Origin of the sequence: Streptococcus mitis, assembly GCF_905187495.1 — a bacterium.
Lineage (GTDB): Bacteria > Bacillota > Bacilli > Lactobacillales > Streptococcaceae > Streptococcus > Streptococcus mitis_CU.
In genome coordinates, this window is the sequence record NZ_CAJJIB010000151.1 from 233223 (window position 1) to 252404 (window position 19182).

The window sequence follows — 19182 nt, forward strand, 5'->3', positions numbered from 1 at the left end:
CTCTGTTCTTTCCATTTTATTGTATCAAAATTCTCTATAATCAACATTACAAACTGATAAAAAATCAAGAACAGATTGATTGCAGTTTACCTCAGAGACTCTTTTACTTCCTGACGGAGATTTTCTAGACTGCTAATGCCGTATTTATCCATGACTTTTGGTAAATTTTCGATGATATCAGGGCAGGCATAAGGATTGGTAAAGTTGGCTGTTCCAACTCCAATAGCCGATGCTCCAGCCAGATACATTTCTAGGGCAGCTTCTGCCGAATCCACTCCTCCCATTCCAATGATAGGCAGGTCTGTTGTTTGGGCGACTTGGCGGATAAGTTTGAGGGCTACTGGAAAGACTGCTGGACCAGACATTCCACCTGTTCCATTGGCCAAGATTGGTTTTCTGGTTTTGAGGTCAAAACGCATTCCAACCAGAGTATTAATCATAGTCAAGCCACTTGCTCCTGCATCCTCTGCTGCCTTTGCGACAGTAACGATATCGGTCACACTAGGAGTTAGTTTGACATAAACTGGCACATCAGAAGCTTCCACAGCTGCTTTCACCACATCATAAGCCAGATCAGGGTCTTGACCAATCAAGAGTCCATGATTACAGTGATCTACGTTGGGACAAGAAATATTGAGCTCAATAGCCTTCACATTAGCTGCCTTGGAAATACCATGAGAAACAGCCGCATACTCTTGTTTTGAAAAACCAGCTACATTGGCGATAATAGGAAGATTTGGATACTCTCTTTCTAGCCAAGGTAACTTTTCAGCCAAAACAACTTCCAAACCAGGATTTTGCAAACCGATTGCATTAAGCATACCAGCGGGTGTTTCTGCCACCCTTGGAGTTGGATTGCCAAAACGGGCTTCAAGTGTTGTCGCCTTGATCATAATAGAACCCAAAAGGTCTAAATCATAGTACTTGGCATACTCTTGACCAAAACCAAAACAGCCTGATGCTGGAATAATCGGATTTTTCAAATCCAAGCCTGGTAGAGAAACTTGTAAACGATTTGTAGTCATAATTTTCTCCTTATAATACAACTGTTCCTGTGCGGAAAACAGGGCCATCTTCACAGACGCGTTGGCTGACCGTCTCGCTTTCTGGCACTTTTAGGACGCAGGCATAGCAAGCCCCCATCCCACAAGCCATACGAGATTCCAGAGATAAATAGGCTCTTGGGTGGTCATAAAAGGTTTGATTGATATACTTCATCATTCCAGGCGCCCCACATGAGTAAACAGCATCAAATTGATTGTCTAAATCCTTGATAACAACGGAAACATTTCCTTTAATGCCATAAGAACCATCATCTGTCGTTACAAATACCTGCCCATATTGAGCTAATTCCGTCTCTAAAATAACAGCATCCTTATTAGCAAAACCAAGAACTGTCACTACTTTCACACCACGCGCACGCAATTCCTTGGCTACTTCAAGTAAGGGCGGAACACCAATCCCCCCACCAACAAGGAGAACCTGGCTCTGCTCATCAAGGTCAGACAAGTCAAAACCATTTCCCTGAGGCCCCATCACATCAAGAGTATCTCCCTGACTTAAGGTTGAGAAAATAGCTGTCCCAGCTCCTTCAATCCGGTAAATGAGATGACACTGCTTGTTAACCTTATCAATAGATGAAATTGAAATAGGACGACGCAAAAGATGGGCATCATCAGGCACGCGCAGATGTAGAAATTGACCTGCTCGCATGGCTTCAACCATTTCCCCTTCTAGGACTAATTCAAAGATTGCTGGCGCGATTTCCTCCTGTGCAACCACCTTCATGGTCTCCAAACGAATTGCACCCAAACGTTTCTTACATGTGGGATTCATGACTTTTCCTCCTTAATTTTTAAGGGGATCAGACAAAGAAAAGACCTTGCTAGTGCAAGGCCTCAGTTAAAATCGTACAACACAAGAGAGCACACTCAAAAAGTCTCCTCTAGAAAATTGTACTATTCTTTTATCTGACACCTTGTGAGTCTCTCTGGACTCCCCTTAAAGGTTAAATTTTTACTAGTATACTCTTTCAGCTAAAAAAAGTCAAGTAGAAAACGAACATTCTACTTGACCTCACGAGATTATTTTTCACGAATGACTTCTACCTTGTAGCCATCAGGGTCTTTGACAAAGTAATAGTTAGGCGCAGTTCCTGGTAGGCCATTTGGCTCAGTAACTTCATAACCTTTGGCACTATGCTCTTGATGAAGTGCCTCAAGATCAGGTGTACTGAGGGCGATATGGGCAAACCCATCTCCAACCACATAAGGACCATGATCGTAGTTATAAGTCAACTCCAACTCATAGTCGTCACCCTCAAGACCTAGATAGACAATCGTGAAGGCATGGTCAGGAAAATCTCTGCGACGCAATTCTTTAAATCCAAAAGCATCTTGATAAAATGCAATTGATTTTTCAAGATTTTCTACTCGCAAGCAAGTATGTAGCATTTTTGAAGCCATATTTTTCTCCTTTATTTTTAAAAAGACTGGGACAATCCTGTTCCAGTCTTATCAGTTATTATTTACCAAGTTTTGCTTTCGCTGCATCTGCAAGAGCTGTGAAAGCTGCTGCATCGTTAACAGCCAAGTCAGCAAGCATTTTACGGTTAACTTCGATCTCAGCCAATTTCAAACCATGCATCAATTGTGAGTATGAAAGTCCGTTCATACGAGCTGCCGCATTGATACGAGTGATCCACAATTTGCGGAAGTCACGTTTTTTCTGACGACGGTCACGGTATGCATAGTAGTAAGAGTTCATTACTTGTTCTTTTGCAGTACGGAACAAGATGTGTTTAGCTCCATAGTAACCTTTTGCTAATTTAAGAATACGTTTACGACGTTTGCGTGATACAACGCCACCTTTAACACGTGCCATGTTTTATTTCCTCCAAATATTTCCTAGAATTGTTTACTTACAGTCAAGCTATTATTTCAAGCGAGTAAGCATTGCTTTGATACGTTTGTAATCTCCTGAATGCACCATAGATGCTTTACGAAGATGACGACGTTGTTTCTTAGTTTTTCCGTGGAAACGGTGAGAAGTGTAAGCACGGAAACGTTTAAGTCCACCAGAACCTGTACGTTTGAAACGTTTAGCTGATGCGCGGTGTGTTTTTTGTTTTGGCATGATTTTTTCTCCTTTATTTAACTTTCTGACAATTATTTTTTGTCAGTCGCTGGCGCCAATTGCATGAACATTTGACGTCCATCCATTTTAGCACGTTGTTCGATGATGGCAATATCTTGAGTTGCTTCAGCAAACTCGGCTAAAACTTTTGCACCAATCTCTTTATGGGTAATCATACGACCCTTAAAGCGAATAGATACCTTAACTTTATTTCCTTTTTCAAGGAATTTGCGTGCATTGCGAAGTTTTGTATCAAAGTCACCCTTGTCAATAGTTGGACTTAGACGAACTTCTTTCACAGTAACAACACTTTGTTTTTTACGTTGTTCTTTTTGCTTCTTCTGGTACTCAAATTTGAACTTACCGTAGTCCATAATTTTTGCAACAGGCGGTTTGGCTTGGGGTTGAATCAATACTAGGTCAACATTAGCGTTATCAGCCAAAGCTTGCGCTTCACTGAGTGGCTTGATGCCTAGCTGTTCTCCTTCAAGACCAATCAAGCGAACTTCACGTACACGAATCTCATCATTGATGAATAAGTCTTGCTTTGCTATGGTTTTCACCTCTTTTGTTTTATTAGAGAAAAACAATAGCGGACCCGTAAATATACAAGCCCGCACGTTATGATAGCGTTTCTTAGAAACTTTTCATCCGTAGGGCCAGGCAACTTAATGTCACAAGGCGAGAAGCTCTCACTTCTGCTTTTCTCAACTTTTATATGATACCAAGTTTTCTAGCTCTTGTCAAGATAAAAAGTTATTTTTTTGAAAAGTTTGTGTTTGTATTTTGCCTTGATTTCCTAATCAAAAAGAGAGAATCAAGTTGATTCCCTCTCTATGTTAGTTTTTACTTATTTTCCCTATAGGTAAGCTAGGATCTATTAAAAAATTCTTTTTTCTGTGAACTTCCCCATTTCTCAATAAATAGAATCCCCACTAACAAAAGGATAATCAGGCAAGGAAGTAAAACTAGCCCCATGTCCCAATTTAGATTGACATTATCAATCAGCTTAGGTAATCTTCCAGATAAAATCTCCACTGAACGCAAGTAAGTAAAGGGAATCAGATGTGCAATCCTTTGAAGAGGCTGAATTATTTGGATGCCAAACAATAAGCCAACAATCCCAATGAGTGAAAGAAAGAGGACAGGCATTTTTTGCTTGAAAAAGTAAGTAATCAAGTACACTACTTCCACAATGACGATAAAGGCTAAGAAAGCTAATAACAAGCCAGGAAATAACACATCTTGTATCTTTCCAATAGTTACCTCTTGATTCACTAAGCTATAAATCGGGTAGGGATAATCTAACTGTCCAAAACCACTTATCAGACTTCCCACTAGAAAAGAAAATCCGCTGATTCCGATAAACAGCACAGTTACATAACCCACTCCAACTCCAAGAGAAGACATTGCAAATGCCACTTTTGAAAAAGGATATAACTGAGCTGTATCCAGATGATTTTGATATCTTTCTGCAAATAGTTGCGTTAGCATAAAAATAATAGCAACCACAAACAAGCTTGGGATGATAGCCTCTAAAATCCAGACAATCTGATCAATCCCGTAGGTCGGATAAACTAAATTGTGCGCTTTTATGTTCAAGGGATATAGGGCTTGGTAAGTCTTTCGTTCGCGGTCAACCGCCATTTTTAAGTCAGAACTAGCAGTCGGTTCCTTTGATAAAATTTCATAACTCTTCTCTACATCTTGCCACTGCAAATAGTAGGCTTCTTTCCATCGCCCTTCTTTTAATAAAGTCAGAATTTCTGTCTTTTGAGTCAAATGATTTTTTTGCAATTCTAAATTATTTTTAGCAATTTGGTATTCCTCCGAGCTGGTGTCAGATATTTGGGAGAGTTTCTCTTCATATTCATTGATGACTCTCTCATCTTTTACAAGACTAGTTTCCAACTCTCTCTCCAAACTGACGGAGTTTGCAGTCTGACTATTAAAATAAAAGGTAACACCGAGTCCAGATACAAATAAAGCTAAGATAATCCAGTTTAAGCGACTTTTGAAAACTTTTTTTAATAAAAATAGACTAACATCTTTCATAAACTAAACCTCTTCTATTTGCCCCTGATGAATGGTTACTACTCTATCGCAGACATCAAGCAACTCTTCCTTATAGTGGGAACTTAAAAGAACCAGCTGTTCTTGTCTATCGATTTGTGCTAGCCTATCAAAAAACTTCTGTCGATAATACTCGTCTAAGCCATTTGTAATCTCATCCATAAGCCAGCATTTCGCCTGACTGAGTAAATACATGGCAATCACCAATCGTTGCTTCATGCCTAAGGAATACTTGCGAATGGGAAGGCTGATATAGTCAGACATTTCCCAGTAATCAATTTCATCCCCCAAGTTTAGATCTGACTTCCAGATGTTTTTGATAAGACGAAGGTAGTCCATCCCACTTAAGTTTCCATCCAGCCATTCAACGCTTTCATAATAAAATAAAGAAGGAGGGGCTACGATATTTCCATTACTTATAGGAATTAAATTGCTAATGGCGCGGAACAGGGTCGTCTTTCCAGAGCCATTGATAGCAAGAATACCATAAATCCTACCCTTTTCAAATGTAAAATCAACATCTTGTAAGATGACTTGTCGCGTTTTTAAGGTCACATGAGTAAGATGCAACATACCTAGCCCTCCTTTTTATCACTCTTTAAGGATTAATAGCCTCCGCTGGAGTAGTTTATTACCTCATAACGATTGTAATTCCAACCAGAACCAATTTTATATTAAAATAGCTATAATAACGAGACCATGATGGAACGTTAATATAGCTATGTCTGTGGTAATTCATACTAGACCTATATAAGGTATTCCAATCATACCTATAAGTTTTAAGAACGCTCACAGCAGATACACTGGACTGAAAAAGACCAATAATCATAAACTAACTAATTAAACGGTTTTTGCTAATTTTTAATGGTTTTACATCATCAATATTGAATACGCTTTCATTATATCGTTTTTATCATTATTATGCAACAGATTTTTAGTTTATTTTACTAATATATAATATTTGTCCTTCCTATCGAACACTTTCGATTTTCCAACTATTCAACCCCTTAAAGCGTATAGCTCCTTGCTGGTCAGTTCGGTAAACCTTACTATTGATACCTTCCAGTCGGGTCAGGGTTTCCTGATGGGGGAGTTTCGCTCGTTTGTTCTTTCCAACTGAGATGAGAGTAAGCTCTGGTTTGAGTTTTTCTAGAAAGGCTGAACTTAATGATTTTTTATTGCCATGTTGACCAGCCTTCAAAACATCCACCTCTAGGTCAGGATAATGCTTCAGCAATTCCTTCTCCCCTTTCTCCTCCAAATTTCCTGTGAAGAGAAAGTACTTATCCAAAAGTTTTCCATACAGAACCAGGGAATCATCATAACCTCCATCTCCTATTTTCCTTGGAGCTAGGACTTCTAACTGACTTCCAAAAATTGCCAAGTTCTCTCCTGCTGTCACACTGCGCACCTTAGTTTGGGTCGCCTGTAGTTCTGCCACAAATTCCTTCTGTTTCAGACTGCCTTTTGATACTAAGATCTCCCCTACATGGAAAGCCTTGGCCACTTCCAGCAAATCACCAATATGCTCCTTGTCCGTGTTAGTCAAAATTAGCTGGTCAATCTTGGCTACTCCTCGACTTTTGAGATAGGGAATCAAGGTTCGCTGGGCATTGCTGGTCGTCGCCTTTTCTTGCCATTTTTCGATTTTCTTATCAGACTCTGCCTTGCCACCAACATCTAGGAGAATGGTTTTCCCAGTTACATCCCGTAGGAAAATACTTTCTCCTTGCCCCACATCCAGCATGGTGATTTCATTTTCCAGTGGATGCTTGGTCAAGAAAAAGAGTCCTGTAATCAACAAGCTCAATACTACTAGCCTTTTAATGTTTTTCCTCAAATCATAGACCAAAGCCAAGGAAATTAACAATAAGATTAAAAGCCATGCATTGGGTTGTCCAAAGACCAGAGGTCTACTTGCCACCTGCGACACCAAGCGAATAATGCTTTCCAACCATTCAAAGATAAAATTCAGCTGAATGACTGGATAGAGAAAGGAAAGGGCAAATAAGATAGACAAGAGCGGTAAGAAGACCAAGTCAAATAGAAAGGAAAAGACAAAGGTCAAAAGAATGGACCAAGGTTGAAATTCCGCAAAATAGAAGGACAGAATGGGCAATATTCCAAAGGAAATGACTAGACTTTCTCTGGCAATAGCCTTAAGCCCCTCCCCTTCTTTGCTGGTCATGGTCAAGATAAAAGCATAGGCGCAGGACAAGACACCTCCTGCTGTCAAGAAAAAGTTAGGCATGACAATAAAGAGGACAAGGACCGTCAAGGCAAAATTATCCAAGCCCTTAATACCATGTTGAGCCAGTAGCTTTTGCAGGAGACTGCGAACAACAGATGCTGAAAATCCTGTCAGACCAGCATAGAGAATGGAAAAGGGATAGGTCAGCAATTTCAACTTTTCTTGGGTCAAGCCCAATCGCAAGAGTAGTTTCTTAAATCCATCCATGAAAAATCCTACCTGCATACCAGACAGGGCAAAGAGGTGGATAATTCCTAGACTGGAATAAAGCTCATTCATCTCCTCAAAGTCCGTGTCCAGATGTCCTAATAGAAGCCCCGTCATGTAATTGCGCATAGGATCTGGAAAATGCGTCTTAATCCAAACTACAGCCTTTCGACGTAAACTGGACAGGTTTTCACCTATATCCCAACTACCAACCTTTTGAAGTGACTGGATTTTTTTGATATTGAGAGTCTGGTAAATCCCCTGAGTTTTCAGATAGGCTTGGTAATTAAAGCCACCAAAATTCCTCTGCCCCTCTGGCTCCGAAAGTTTTCCTTCTAGTCCTATCTCATGAAGATCTGTTAAAGCTTGAAAGGATTCTTTCTCCTCCTCGAATTGGAGTTTATAATAGACTTGAAAAATGCGTTCATCAGACTTACCACGAAAGGACAGACTATCACCATTGACTTTAATAGTGTCAGGCAAAATCCGTACCCTTTCAACAGAATCCGCCAAATTTTGACTCGCTTGACTCTGTTGCCAATTTTGAAACAGAAACCAGAAGCCAAAGATTCCACAAAGCAGTAGAACTTTACTAGCTGATTTCCAAGGAAATTGAATAAAGAGACAAACTAGCAGAAAAACAAAGCCCAACAAAGCAAGATAGGATGCTGAGAAAATAGCATAATAAATCCAAAGCAATAGAAAACTCAGGTAAATTAGGGGAATGGGGAAATTCTTAATCCACTGTAACATAATCTTTTAACTTTTCTATGGTCTTGGCACCAATTCCAGAGACATTCTTGAGTTCATCAACCGACTTAAATTTCCCATTTGCCTCACGATGATCGATAATGTCCTGAGCTCGTTTTCCTCCCAGTCCCTTTACCTGCTTGAGTTCTTCCAGACTGGCCTTGTTGAGATTGACCTTCTTGTCCTTGCTTGTTGAAGAAGGCGTCCCCGAAGCAGTCTGCTGACTAGCTGCTTCTTCTCCCTTAGTTGGAACGTAAACCAGAGCCTCATCACTGATTTTCTGAGCTAGATTGAGCGACTTGCTGTCTGCTTGCTCTGTCAAGCCACCAGCCTTCTGAACAGCATCATTGACTCGACTACCTACCGGCAAATCATAAATTCCAGGTGCTTTAACAGCGCCTTTTACATCTACTGTGATTAGATCTTGTTCAAGGGGTTCTTCCTTCTCTTCCTTCTTCACTTCCTTTTCGGTCGATGAATCCTTGGAAACAGCTGCAACTTCTGCCTGCAAATTCGTTTCTTTGACAGGTGTGTGTGGAGCTGGCTTTAGCAGGAAAAATCCGCCTACAACCAAGCCCAGACCAGTACAGATGACAATGATTTTATACTCTTTAATTTTCTCGATAATTGATTCCATATTTTCTCCTCTCTTAGATTATTCGTAAGAGGAAGAAAAAACAGTTGAAAATTTCTTCTCAACTGCTTATTTATTTGCAAAATAGTCTTCCTTGGTCAAGACATAATGAACTCTTGTAACGATTCGGCCTTCTTCATGCTGGTCCATACAAGCATAAGCTTCTTCGTGGGAAAAACGCATTCCTGATTTCTCCATGACCTTTCCTGACGCGGGATTAGCCTTATCGTATAAAGCAACTAACTTGTTCATCCCTATCTTCTCAAAAGCTAGCTTAATTACGGCACGATTGGCTTCTGTCGTAAATCCTTGATTCCAATACTTTTTATTGATAATGTAGCCAATAGCTGCCTTCTTAAGAACAGGATCAATCTTGTGCAAGTCAATGGTTCCGATAAATTTGCCATTGCTTTTTAGTTCTATTCCCCAACGTCCCAAGGGATTAGCCAAGTAGAACTGAGCAATATTATTTTTGGTTTCTTCCAAGCTTTGATTGGTTGGAAAAGTGTAGCGCGTATTTTCTCTGTCCGAGGCATAGTCAAACATTTCTTCCGCATCATCCAAGGTTACAGGTCTAAGCAATAAACGCTCAGTCTCGACTATGGGATACTGAGCTAGTTTTAAAAAGATTGATTCCATACTTCTCCTCCATTTAAAAATATTTTCTACCAGTCTAGCATAAAAAAGAAGTTACAACAAGAAGCGCGAACAAAGAATACCAGATAACTGATTCTAGAGCAGAAAGTTTTCTGGTCTTTGGAAGCATTTCTAAATGTTTCTTAAAATCAATAATTACATAATTCAGAGTCCCACTGACAATGAAGATTCATCATTTTTTCTTTCCTTTTTTGAATCTAGTATTTATTTTTTTTATGACATAAAGAATAAAACTTCCCAAAATATCTAGTTCTATTGCATAGATGAACAATTTGACACTCCAGACCAGCCAAATAGGTCGCTTAATGCTCTCATCTGAATAACCACTATAATTAATAATCCCTAATAATATTGCAAAAGCTACCATCTCAAGTGAGATACGAATTTTTGCTTTCTTTAAACTGAAACCCTTAAATAAATCTCGAAAAGTCTCTTTTTTCGTAGGCACATCTTCCCAATACTCCTTGCTCTGAATTTTTAGGTATAAAAGGTAGGCAACTTCTGTAATCAATTGAGAAAATGCATAGCTGAAAAGAAGAGCTCCCAGGATTCCAAAAATAAGTATCAACTTACCTGAAAGAAGACCGCCTATCATAGAAACTATAAAAATAATAAGAAGAGAGTTCTTACCATAAGCACTGGATTTTGCAAAATAATTCCCCATCGTCCTATTTACAGAGAAACCTTTTTTTAACTGGCGTTTTAACCAGAAATATTGATAAATAAAGCCACAAACTGTAGAAATTAACAAAAATGGAATAAAAATTGGAGAATACTTAGGGAATCCAAGCGAAAATTCCTTCGTCGAGATTGATGTTACAAAAATTATCAGCAACATCATTTGTAATGAAAAGTATATTCCAATATAAACCATCATCAGAGAAAAAGTTGCTAAAATTTGTCTTTTATATGCAAACATTCCTGCTAATGGAATAAAAAAAGCAACAATTAAATAAAGTAAGAAGAAAATGAGAAGATCAAAAAACCAATAAGTTAATGGATTTATTAATAAAACCTCTTTTAAATACCAGGAAAAAACCCAAATAATTAAAGATAATATAAATACTCCTGTCCATGAAATAACCATCATACTTGCAGATGCGCGAGTATTCGCTAAACTTTTAAAATAAGCTTTATTTAATTCTTCAACTTCTCTAACTGTTTTTTCTTTCACATTAACCTCCTAAATTGACCTAACTCTAAGTCCGTTTAATTAAAAATCACAGCTTAATCAGCTTATTCTAATTTTTCAATAAATTAAAAAATCTATAGAACTCGATCTTTCAATTAAATATCTTTATTTTCTAATTCTTTGTATAACTTTCTCAATATCATGCCACGTTTAATCAATTTGGTATTTAAAATAGTGTATACAATAAAATATGATGATAAAGTTAATACAAGACTAATATAATTACCTGAACTTATGAAAATAATTCCAGTCACTATTCCTATAATCAAAAAACAGAGCATCGTTATATATAATATTAAAACATTCCTTTTTTCTTGCTTTAAAAAGTTTTGATAATTTCTTAAATCAATTTGAAATTCTTCTAACTCAATGACACGATTTAAAACATAATAAAGGAATAGACTGCTACCAATACTAATGATAATATAAGCAAGGACCAAAGACAGCAACCGAAAATCTGTTGGTACTTTACCATTTTTACTTATACTTCTTAAAACACTATATAAAACAAGAGCAATTGAACTGTAACCAGTAAGAGCAGTTGCTCCATTGGTTTTATCCTTTGTTGAATATAACAGTTGATGATTTTCATTGTTATAGTAAACAGATTTTCCCTGATATATACCTAGGGCAATGAAATTTTTAGTGTTACTTTTCATAATTATCTTTATCATTTATAAGTTTTATACAGTTCATTTATGATTTTTCCTCTTTGGAAGATTTTATTATAAAAGAACATAAAATATATAGTCATAAATAAAACTGAAACAACTCCCCACGAAAGATTGTCATATGTGACAAAGAGGTATGCAAAGAATATTATAATTAGTGGTAATATGATAAGAGATAAATAGGTAAACAAGATATTTTTTCGTTCTCTTAACACAAAGTCCCTCATTGCTTTTTCCTCTAATTGAAGTTTTTCCACTTCTCTCTCACGATGGAAGGTCGCATAACAAACAACAAAGGCTATTATAAAGGAAATCAGGATGCCAATCATTAGAAATTGATATCTTCCCAGAATGGTTGAATAGTATTTGGAATTGACTTTTCCGATTATGACATAAATAATCATAATCAAGCTACTGCCTGCAGTTTCCAAAAAAGAAGTCTTTTTTCTTACAATGTTTAAACTATAATCTTTTTTATCAAAATAAACTGGATTTTTATCAATTGTTCCTATCGGAACCATATTTTTTAAATATTTTTTCATATATCATTTTCCTTAGTGGAATATTTTTTGTCTAACATATGAACTACTTTAAATCTCTGTATTGGTTTCGTGTTTAATAACAATAGAGGAAACATAAAAAATAAAATGGCTAAAAACAAAAATAAAAAATTAGAAGTCAATAAATAAACTATAGAAAAAAGCACTGGAAGAAGAAATGCCAATAATATAATTAGATGGCTCTTAACTATATTTTTCTTCTCGTTTTTAAGAAAAGTTATCATATCAACGTTTGAAAGTACAAAAGGACTAATAATTAATTCTTCATTCAAAGCTGGTCTGTAGAGGAGTTTTGAGACAATGATCATTAGAAAAAAACCAAAAATCAAGGGCCAAAAACCACTGAATACCTGAATTTTACTTATTTCTCTTACAATCACATAAAGTATAAGTGTTGCTCCTGCTGAGAAAGCAACAGGAGACACTTTAAACTTTGTTTTAGAATGACCTAAGAACATCTTGCCTGTTTTCTTATCAAAAAAAACTATTTCCCCTTCAAAAGTACCAATTCCTACAAATTCAACGTCCTTTAACTTTATAATTTGCTTTTCGTCCAAGAGAATCTCCTTTTTTCTTATCTGATGTACACTCAAACATTGCTTCCGTATCATCCAAGGATAGAAATCTAAGCAATAAACACTCTGTCTCCACTATTGAATGCTGGCTAGTTTTAAAAAGATTGATTCCATACGTTTCTACCATTCAAAAGTATTTTCTATCAGTCTAGCATAAAAAAGAAGTTACAACAAGTTTTTCTTGATTTTTAAAGCGGTTTCATATAGAATAAAATCATCACCTTATTTTATAGATAATTGTGATAAATCATTTACACCCCATCAATAGAAAGGGAGTTTTTCTCTATGTTAATCGGAATTCCAAAAGAAATTAAGAATAATGAAAACCGTGTTGCCCTCACACCTGCTGGTGTCCACAGCTTAGTCGGTCGTGGTCATCGCGTCCTTATCGAAACAAATGCTGGTCTCGGTTCAGGATTTACTGATGCTGACTATCAAAAGCAAGGAGCTGAAATTATCGCTACTGCTGGTGAAGCTTGGGCGGCAGAGTTGGTCGTGAAAGTAAAAGAACCATTACCTTCTGAATATGAGTACTTGCGTGAAGACCTGCTTCTCTTCACCTACTTGCACATGGCCGCTGCTCCAGAATTAGCAGATGCTATGTTGGAAGCAAAAACAACAGGGATTGCCTATGAAACTGTCCAAGATTCCCAAGGTCAGTTACCACTCCTCGTTCCTATGAGTGAGGTTGCAGGCCGTATGGCAGTCCAAATCGGAGCTCACTTCCTAACCAAACAAGCAGGAGGTTCTGGCGTCCTACTGGGTGGTGTACCGGGTGTACCTAAAGGGAAAGTAACCATCATCGGTGGTGGTGTCGTAGGGACCCATGCTGCTCGAATTGCGCTTGGTCTTGGTGCTCAAGTGACCATCCTTGATATCAGTGCTAAACGTCTCTCCGTTTTAGAGGAGGTCTTTGGCCACCAAATTCAAACTCTCATGTCCAATTCATTCAACATCGAAGCCAGTGTGAGAGATGCGGATGTTGTTATTGGGGCGGTTCTCATTCCAGGTGCCAAAGCACCAAAACTGGTCACAGATGAGATGGTCAAGCAAATGCGTCCAGGATCAGTCATCGTTGACGTTGCTGTTGACCAAGGTGGTGTTATCGAGACAGCTGACCGTGTGACAACGCACGATGAGCCTGTCTATGAAAAACACGGTGTGCTCCACTATGCCGTTGCTAACATCCCCGGTGCAGTTGCCCGTACTTCAACCATCGCCCTAACTAATGTCACTCTTCCTTATATCGAAGCTTTGGCTGGTAAAGGTTTTGTGCAAGCAATCTCTGAGGATGAGGGCTTGCGTCAAGGTGTTACCACTTATCAAGGTTACTTAACCAGTCTTCCAGTAGCTCAAGGTCTCGATCAAAAACATACTCCAATTGATGAACTAGTATAAAAAATCTAATTATCAGATAAAAGAAAGAGCAATTCCACCTGAACTGCTCTTTTTTGCTATTCTATTTCTTCTTGGACTTCTTCACTCTCTTCATTTTTAACTGGAGCTGGTTCATAAGCTCGGATAATTTGAGCGACAACTGGATGGCGAACCACATCCTTGGCTGAAAAGTGAACAAAGTCAATTTGATGGATATTCTTGAGTTTCTCTTGAGCATCAATCAAACCGGACTTGACGTTACGCGGAAGGTCAATCTGACTAATATCTCCATTGACAATCATCTTAGAATGAAAACCTAAACGAGTCAAGAACATCTTCATCTGCATGATGGTCGTATTTTGCGCCTCATCGAGAATGACAAAGGCATCATCCAAGGTTCGTCCACGCATATAGGCAAGGGGCGCAATCTCGATAATTTCACGCTCCATGAGTCGAGTCGTTTGGTCTTTCCCCAAAATCTGATACAAGGCATCATAAACAGGGCGAAGGTAAGGATCGACCTTTTCCTTGAGGTCACCCGGAAGAAATCCAAGACTCTCACCTGCTTCCACTGCTGGACGAGTCAGGATAATCCTCTTGACTTGCCCACGTTTAAGGGCAGTCACCGCCAAGGTCACTGCAAGAAAGGTCTTACCTGTACCTGCTGGCCCAATTCCAAAGGTCACATCATGCTGTTTAACACTGTCCACATAAAGTTTTTGACCCAGTGTTTTGACACGGATAGGTTTCCCAGTATTGTCTTTGATGATTTCTTCTTCATAAAGGGCGACAAACTTGTCAATTTCATCGTTTTTGACCATGCTAATTGCAGTTACCACATCTGGCGTACCAACGGTCATCCCACGGTTTACCAAGACCATCAAGGCTTGGATAACCTGACGAGCTTCCTCGCAAGCAGACTCTTCTCCCAAAACCTGGACAATCTCCGTACGAGCATGAATCACCACATCAAGCTCTTCTTCCATCAAACGAAGATGACGTTCATTGGAACCAAAAAGATGAAACAGGTCATCTGGATGACTCAGTTGAATGTCTATTGAATGTTCCTTCAAATAAAGAACCTCTCTAATCCTTTTATTTCTTTTTATTATAGCAAAGGGGCGGAGAAATTACTAGCCCAAACCTAGTGAATCATGCTAGTGTTCTAAGTATTCTTGCCAGATAGCGTCAAAGTCTCCTAGGTTAAAAGAGAAACTGGCGTGCTCCTCCAAAAAGCGACTCACCTCATCAAAATCATCTGTGTGTTTTGGGAAGGCTGACTCTTCAAAAGCGAGGTCTGCTAAGATAGCCTTGGGACTGTTACTTTTAGGATTGCGCTCGGTCATAAGCCAAGTGTAAAATGATTTTCTCATATGCCACCCTAAATCAACTCTGTTCCAAACTGGTCTTGCTTGATTTTACCAGCCTTCATCAAGCCTCCAAGTGCTTTCTTGAACTGACCTTTAGAAATGCCAAAGGTTGCTTTGATGTCGTCTGGAGATGACTTATCATTTAAGGTCATGAAACCGCCATTGCTTTCCAAGTAGGTCAAAATCATCTGGGCATCATTTTCCAACATCTCAAAGGAACGTGGTTTGAGGGAGAGGTTCAACGTGCGGTCCACTTCACGAAAACCAATGACACGCGCATCTAATACTTGCCCCAAACGTGGCTCTGCGTAACGCTCGCTAGGATGGATAAAGCCAAGCATGTTATTTTCTGGCAGGTAAACAAAAGTTCCTGACAGCTTGAGACGGTATACAATGGCTGGCCAATTTTGGTTCTGCATGTTGTTGTAGGCAGGACGAGCCAGACGTTGGAAGTCTTCTTGATAGGCCAAGAGTCCCCAGATACGGTCTTTCTTGTCCACTTCAAGACGGATGTAGAGTTGGTCGCCCTTCTTAGGCCAGAGTTCCTTGAGCTCAGGGAGAATATCGAGTGACACAACGATTTCCTTGTCAGGAAGGCCTGTATCCACAAAGACACCCAAGTCCTTACGAACCTCTGTGACACGTCCCCAACCAAATTGGTCCTGAGTGGCAGTGACTTCTAAAGTGGTCAAGCGGAGTTTTTGCTTCATATCCGTGTAGGCAAAACCTTTGACCGTATCCCCTACTGTATGTTGACCTTCTTCCTTAGCAAGAGCATAGGTTTGACCATCCTTTTGCACAAAGTAAAAACGGTCGTTTTCATCGATGATGAGTCCAACGATAAAACTTGCAAGATTTGTATTCATATTTCCTTCTTTCGAATAAAACTCAGCCAGCAATGCCAACTGAGTTTTTCTGTTTATTTTTAGACTTCCAAAAGTTCTTTTTCTTTATTGGCAGTCATGTCGTCGATGTGTTTCACAGCGTCGTCTGTTACTTTTTGAATATCTTTTTCAAGAGTCTTCAATTCGTCTTCAGTGATTTCTTTTGCTTTTTCTTGTTTCTTGGCTTCATCCATAGCATCACGACGGATATTGCGGACAGCCACTTTAGCATTCTCACCAACCTTCTTCACTTCTTTAGCAAGGTCACGACGAGTTTCTTCTGTGAGAGCAGGGATAACCAAACGAATAACAGAACCGTCGTTAGCTGGTGTGATACCAAGATCAGAAGCGTTCAAGGCACGTTCGATGTCTTTCAATGAAGACTTGTCAAATGGTGTCACCAACAAAACACGCGCTTCTGGAATCGTAATTGAAGCGATTTGGTTAAGAGGAGTTTCTACTCCATAGTATTCTACATGTACACGGTCAAGCAAGCTTGCATTGGCACGGCCAGCACGGATACCACCAAATTCACGAGCAAGTGAGTGGTGAGATTGGGTCATTCTCTCTTTAGCTTTTTCAATAATTGCGTTAGCCATAATCTTTCTTATTCCTTTTCTTCGATATTGTTTGAAACTGTTGTTCCGATATTTTCACCAAATACGACACGTTTGATGTTGCCTGGTTGGTTCATGTTGAAGACAACCAAGTCAATATCGTTGTCCATTGAGAGGGTTGAAGCTGTTGAGTCCATGATACGAAGACCTTTATTGATAACGTCACGGTGGGTCAATTCTTCAAACTTAACGGCTGTCTTGTCTTTCTTAGGATCGGCATTGTAAACACCGTCGACACCATTTTTAGCCATAAGGATGGCATCCGCTTCGATTTCAGCTGCACGAAGGGCCGCTGTTGTATCTGTTGAGAAGTAAGGTGAACCAATTCCAGCACCAAAAATAACGATACGGCCTTTTTCAAGGTGACGAAGGGCACGTCCACGGACATAAGGCTCTGCCACTTGTTGCATAGCAATAGCAGTTTGCACACGCGTATCAACACCAACTTGTTGCAATGAATCTGCCATCACAAGAGCATTCATAACGGTCCCAAGCATTCCAGTGTAATCTGCCTGAACGCGGTCCATTCCTGCTTCTGCTGCAGGTTCTCCACGCCAGAGATTTCCTCCACCAATAACAAGGGCAATTTCGATACCTAAGCTATGAACTTCTTGAATCTCTTTTGCGATTATTTGAACTGTTTGGATATCAATCCCTACGCCACGTTCACCGGCAAGGGCTTCACCTGATAACTTGATTAAAATACGTTTATACTTGGGATTCGCCATTTTCACTCTCCTTCTTTTATCCTACCTATTTTATCACAATTTCTAAGATTTTTATAGTATCATGAGCAATTCTTTGAAAAAAATTAGACAGTCAAAAATTCCTCTAAATCAGAAAGAGCACGCTCTGCAATTTTTTCATAGCGAGCCTTCTTATCACGGATACGTTCGCCTTCCAACTCCTTGATAATACCGAAATTGACATTCATGGGTTGGAAATGTTTGCTATCTGCATGAGTGATGTAATGAGCTAGACTTCCAATCGCTGTTGTCTCTGGGAAAATAGCCTCGCTTTCTCCCTTGAAAAGACGAGCCGCGTTAATTCCCGCAACTAAGCCTGACGCCGCTGATTCAACATAACCTTCCACACCCGTCATCTGACCAGCAAAGAAGAGATTTGGTTGTTTCTTAGAACGGTAAGTCTGCTCAAGAAGATTTGGTGAATCCATGTAAGAATTGCGGTGCATGACACCATAACGAACAAACTCAGCATTTTCAAGACCTGGAATCATTTGGAAGACACGCTTTTGTTCCCCCCATTTGAGGTGGGTCTGGAAACCGACAATATTGTAGAGGCTACCAGCAGCATTATCCTGACGAAGTTGAACAACCGCGTAAGGTGTTTTGAATTCGCCATCACGAGGACCTGTATAATCGTCTGGATACTCCAGACCGACTGGCTTCATAGGGCCATAAAGCATAGTTTTAATGCCACGTTTGGCCATGACTTCGATAGGCATGCAGCCTTCAAAGTACTTTTCTTTTTCAAAGGAATTGAGCGGTGCTTCTTCCGCATTAACCAAGGCTTCATGGAAATCCATAAACTCTTGCTTGGTCATTGGAGCGTTGAGATAAGCGGCTTCTCCCTTGTCATAACGAGATTTGAGATAGACCTTGCTCATATCGATAGTATTGACATCGATAATAGGCGCTGCCGCATCGTAGAAATAGAAACCATCGCCGTCATTAAGTGCATGAATCTTTTCAGCTAGGGCATCGCTTGTCAAAGGACCAGTCGCCACAACTGTGATAACATCTGTCGGCAATTCTGTAATTTCATCACGAACCACTTCAATCAAGGGGTGGTTGATCACTTTTTCGGTCACCATTTGGGAGAAACCATCACGGTCCACCGCAAGGGCACCACCTGCAGGAACACGTGTAGCTTCAGCAGACTCTAAGATGACAGAACCCAAGCGACGCATTTCTTCCTTGAGGAGACCAACAGCATTGGTCAAAGCATCCCCACGAAGAGAATTGGAACAAACCAACTCTGCAAAATTGTCTGTTTTGTGCTGAGGTGTTGACTTGACACCACGCATTTCATAAAGTTTAACTGGAATACCACGTTCTGCGATTTGGTAGGCTGCTTCTGACCCTGCCAAACCAGCACCGATAACATTGATATAAGATTGAGACACGACACTAATACCTCTTTGGGTGGAACCTAAGTTCATATCAAAACAAGGCACTGGCTTGTTTAACACCCACAAATCTTTCTATT

General features: G+C 39.5%; 22 protein-coding genes, 1 pseudogene and 1 other annotated feature. Of the genes and pseudogenes, 1 reads left to right on the forward strand and 22 read right to left on the reverse strand.

From position 1 onward, the window contains the following. Positions 1-86: 86 nt before the first annotated feature. The 16 genes and pseudogenes from JQ843_RS07265 to JQ843_RS07335 all read right to left on the reverse strand — a co-directional run bounded on the left by JQ843_RS07265 (position 87) and on the right by JQ843_RS07335 (position 12687). The gene (locus JQ843_RS07265) at positions 87-1073 is read right to left on the reverse strand and encodes a dihydroorotate dehydrogenase (protein ID WP_203213284.1); all 987 of its coding nucleotides are present in this window, start codon (positions 1071-1073) and stop codon (positions 87-89) included. Next, positions 1036-1836 carry a dihydroorotate dehydrogenase electron transfer subunit gene (locus tag JQ843_RS07270; RefSeq protein WP_203213285.1) on the reverse strand — a complete coding sequence of 267 codons (801 nt, stop codon included), beginning with the start codon at positions 1834-1836 and terminating at the stop codon, positions 1036-1038. The genes JQ843_RS07265 and JQ843_RS07270 overlap by 38 nt, the downstream gene beginning before the upstream one ends. A 248-nt stretch (positions 1837-2084) precedes the next feature. Beyond that, complete coding sequence (gloA, locus tag JQ843_RS07275) at positions 2085-2465, reverse strand: lactoylglutathione lyase (protein WP_000157153.1); 381 nt, start codon at positions 2463-2465, stop codon at positions 2085-2087. Positions 2466-2523: 58 nt separating this feature from the next. Further along, entirely contained in the window at positions 2524-2883 is a 360-nt protein-coding gene (gene rplT / locus JQ843_RS07280) for a 50S ribosomal protein L20 (protein ID WP_000124834.1), read from the reverse strand. 51 nt (positions 2884-2934) lie between these two features. After that, positions 2935-3135, reverse strand: coding sequence for a 50S ribosomal protein L35 (rpmI, locus tag JQ843_RS07285; RefSeq protein WP_001125943.1), 201 nt, complete (start codon positions 3133-3135; stop codon positions 2935-2937). A 32-nt stretch (positions 3136-3167) separates the two neighbouring features. After that, on the reverse strand, positions 3168-3698 hold the full coding sequence (gene infC, locus JQ843_RS07290; RefSeq protein ID WP_000848180.1) for a translation initiation factor IF-3: 531 nt from the start codon (positions 3696-3698) through the stop codon (positions 3168-3170). A 15-nt stretch (positions 3699-3713) separates the two neighbouring features. Further along, positions 3714-3845: a sequence feature (ribosomal protein L20 leader region), on the reverse strand. Between the two features lie 160 nt (positions 3846-4005). Then, positions 4006-5190 (reverse strand): hypothetical protein, encoded by a 1185-nt coding sequence (locus JQ843_RS07295; RefSeq protein WP_203213286.1) that lies wholly within the window; start codon positions 5188-5190, stop codon positions 4006-4008. 3 nt (positions 5191-5193) lie between these two features. Then, a complete protein-coding gene (locus JQ843_RS07300) occupies positions 5194-5781 on the reverse strand; it encodes an ATP-binding cassette domain-containing protein (RefSeq protein ID WP_203213287.1) in 588 nt (195 codons plus the stop codon). A gap of 32 nt (positions 5782-5813) precedes the next feature. Beyond that, positions 5814-6037: pseudogene (locus tag JQ843_RS09775) on the reverse strand (hypothetical protein). A gap of 141 nt (positions 6038-6178) precedes the next feature. Next, a complete protein-coding gene (locus JQ843_RS07305; protein ID WP_203213288.1) occupies positions 6179-8419 on the reverse strand; it encodes a DNA internalization-related competence protein ComEC/Rec2 in 2241 nt (746 codons plus the stop codon). Further along, positions 8403-9053 (reverse strand): helix-hairpin-helix domain-containing protein, encoded by a 651-nt coding sequence (locus JQ843_RS07310; protein WP_203213289.1) that lies wholly within the window; start codon positions 9051-9053, stop codon positions 8403-8405. The genes JQ843_RS07305 and JQ843_RS07310 overlap by 17 nt, the downstream gene beginning before the upstream one ends. A 66-nt stretch (positions 9054-9119) precedes the next feature. Next, positions 9120-9689 (reverse strand): GNAT family N-acetyltransferase, encoded by a 570-nt coding sequence (locus JQ843_RS07315; RefSeq protein WP_203213290.1) that lies wholly within the window; start codon positions 9687-9689, stop codon positions 9120-9122. Between the two features lie 190 nt (positions 9690-9879). Further along, entirely contained in the window at positions 9880-10881 is a 1002-nt protein-coding gene (locus JQ843_RS07320) for a hypothetical protein (protein ID WP_203213291.1), read from the reverse strand. 113 nt (positions 10882-10994) lie between these two features. Continuing rightward, positions 10995-11558: a hypothetical protein gene (locus tag JQ843_RS07325; protein ID WP_203213292.1), complete on the reverse strand. Its 564-nt coding sequence runs from the start codon at positions 11556-11558 to the stop codon at positions 10995-10997. Positions 11559-11569: 11 nt separating this feature from the next. Next, positions 11570-12112: a hypothetical protein gene (locus tag JQ843_RS07330; RefSeq protein WP_203213293.1), complete on the reverse strand. Its 543-nt coding sequence runs from the start codon at positions 12110-12112 to the stop codon at positions 11570-11572. Beyond that, positions 12109-12687 (reverse strand): hypothetical protein, encoded by a 579-nt coding sequence (locus JQ843_RS07335; RefSeq protein ID WP_203213294.1) that lies wholly within the window; start codon positions 12685-12687, stop codon positions 12109-12111. The genes JQ843_RS07330 and JQ843_RS07335 overlap by 4 nt, the downstream gene beginning before the upstream one ends. A gap of 303 nt (positions 12688-12990) precedes the next feature. Between JQ843_RS07335 and ald the strand changes: the two genes are divergently transcribed. Beyond that, positions 12991-14103, forward strand: coding sequence for an alanine dehydrogenase (ald, locus tag JQ843_RS07340; protein ID WP_203213295.1), 1113 nt, complete (start codon positions 12991-12993; stop codon positions 14101-14103). A 56-nt stretch (positions 14104-14159) separates the two neighbouring features. On the opposite strand, the gene JQ843_RS07345 is transcribed toward ald, so the two are convergent. From JQ843_RS07345 to trmFO, 6 genes are all read right to left on the reverse strand, one after another. Then, the gene (locus tag JQ843_RS07345; RefSeq protein WP_203213296.1) at positions 14160-15155 is read right to left on the reverse strand and encodes a PhoH family protein; all 996 of its coding nucleotides are present in this window, start codon (positions 15153-15155) and stop codon (positions 14160-14162) included. Positions 15156-15239: 84 nt separating this feature from the next. Next, positions 15240-15455, reverse strand: a complete 216-nt coding sequence (locus JQ843_RS07350; RefSeq protein ID WP_001232084.1) for a YozE family protein — start codon at positions 15453-15455, stop codon at positions 15240-15242. A gap of 8 nt (positions 15456-15463) precedes the next feature. Next, positions 15464-16318, reverse strand: a complete 855-nt coding sequence (gene cvfB, locus JQ843_RS07355) for an RNA-binding virulence regulatory protein CvfB (protein ID WP_001095445.1) — start codon at positions 16316-16318, stop codon at positions 15464-15466. Between the two features lie 59 nt (positions 16319-16377). Continuing rightward, on the reverse strand, positions 16378-16935 hold the full coding sequence (frr, locus tag JQ843_RS07360; RefSeq protein ID WP_033684986.1) for a ribosome recycling factor: 558 nt from the start codon (positions 16933-16935) through the stop codon (positions 16378-16380). Positions 16936-16943: 8 nt separating this feature from the next. After that, positions 16944-17681, reverse strand: coding sequence for a UMP kinase (gene pyrH, locus JQ843_RS07365; protein ID WP_203213297.1), 738 nt, complete (start codon positions 17679-17681; stop codon positions 16944-16946). An 83-nt stretch (positions 17682-17764) separates the two neighbouring features. Next, positions 17765-19099 (reverse strand): methylenetetrahydrofolate--tRNA-(uracil(54)-C(5))-methyltransferase (FADH(2)-oxidizing) TrmFO, encoded by a 1335-nt coding sequence (gene trmFO / locus JQ843_RS07370; RefSeq protein WP_203213298.1) that lies wholly within the window; start codon positions 19097-19099, stop codon positions 17765-17767. Positions 19100-19182 lie beyond the last annotated feature (83 nt).

What these genes read in the sequence shown, in the direction of transcription:
- JQ843_RS07265 (WP_203213284.1), bottom strand. Translation starts at nt 1,073, where the DNA reads ATGGCCCTGTTTTCCGCACAGGAACAGTTGTATTATAAGGAGAAAATT.
- JQ843_RS07270 (WP_203213285.1), bottom strand. Translation starts at nt 1,836, where the DNA reads ATGAATCCCACATGTAAGAAACGTTTGGGTGCAATTCGTTTGGAGACC.
- gloA (WP_000157153.1), bottom strand. Translation starts at nt 2,465, where the DNA reads ATGGCTTCAAAAATGCTACATACTTGCTTGCGAGTAGAAAATCTTGAA.
- rplT (WP_000124834.1), bottom strand. Translation starts at nt 2,883, where the DNA reads ATGGCACGTGTTAAAGGTGGCGTTGTATCACGCAAACGTCGTAAACGT.
- rpmI (WP_001125943.1), bottom strand. Translation starts at nt 3,135, where the DNA reads ATGCCAAAACAAAAAACACACCGCGCATCAGCTAAACGTTTCAAACGT.
- JQ843_RS07295 (WP_203213286.1), bottom strand. Translation starts at nt 5,190, where the DNA reads ATGAAAGATGTTAGTCTATTTTTATTAAAAAAAGTTTTCAAAAGTCGC.
- JQ843_RS07300 (WP_203213287.1), bottom strand. Translation starts at nt 5,781, where the DNA reads ATGTTGCATCTTACTCATGTGACCTTAAAAACGCGACAAGTCATCTTA.
- JQ843_RS07305 (WP_203213288.1), bottom strand. Translation starts at nt 8,419, where the DNA reads ATGTTACAGTGGATTAAGAATTTCCCCATTCCCCTAATTTACCTGAGT.
- JQ843_RS07310 (WP_203213289.1), bottom strand. Translation starts at nt 9,053, where the DNA reads ATGGAATCAATTATCGAGAAAATTAAAGAGTATAAAATCATTGTCATC.
- JQ843_RS07315 (WP_203213290.1), bottom strand. Translation starts at nt 9,689, where the DNA reads ATGGAATCAATCTTTTTAAAACTAGCTCAGTATCCCATAGTCGAGACT.
- JQ843_RS07325 (WP_203213292.1), bottom strand. Translation starts at nt 11,558, where the DNA reads ATGAAAAGTAACACTAAAAATTTCATTGCCCTAGGTATATATCAGGGA.
- JQ843_RS07330 (WP_203213293.1), bottom strand. Translation starts at nt 12,112, where the DNA reads ATGAAAAAATATTTAAAAAATATGGTTCCGATAGGAACAATTGATAAA.
- ald (WP_203213295.1), top strand. Translation starts at nt 12,991, where the DNA reads ATGTTAATCGGAATTCCAAAAGAAATTAAGAATAATGAAAACCGTGTT.
- JQ843_RS07350 (WP_001232084.1), bottom strand. Translation starts at nt 15,455, where the DNA reads ATGAGAAAATCATTTTACACTTGGCTTATGACCGAGCGCAATCCTAAA.
- cvfB (WP_001095445.1), bottom strand. Translation starts at nt 16,318, where the DNA reads ATGAATACAAATCTTGCAAGTTTTATCGTTGGACTCATCATCGATGAA.
- frr (WP_033684986.1), bottom strand. Translation starts at nt 16,935, where the DNA reads ATGGCTAACGCAATTATTGAAAAAGCTAAAGAGAGAATGACCCAATCT.
- pyrH (WP_203213297.1), bottom strand. Translation starts at nt 17,681, where the DNA reads ATGGCGAATCCCAAGTATAAACGTATTTTAATCAAGTTATCAGGTGAA.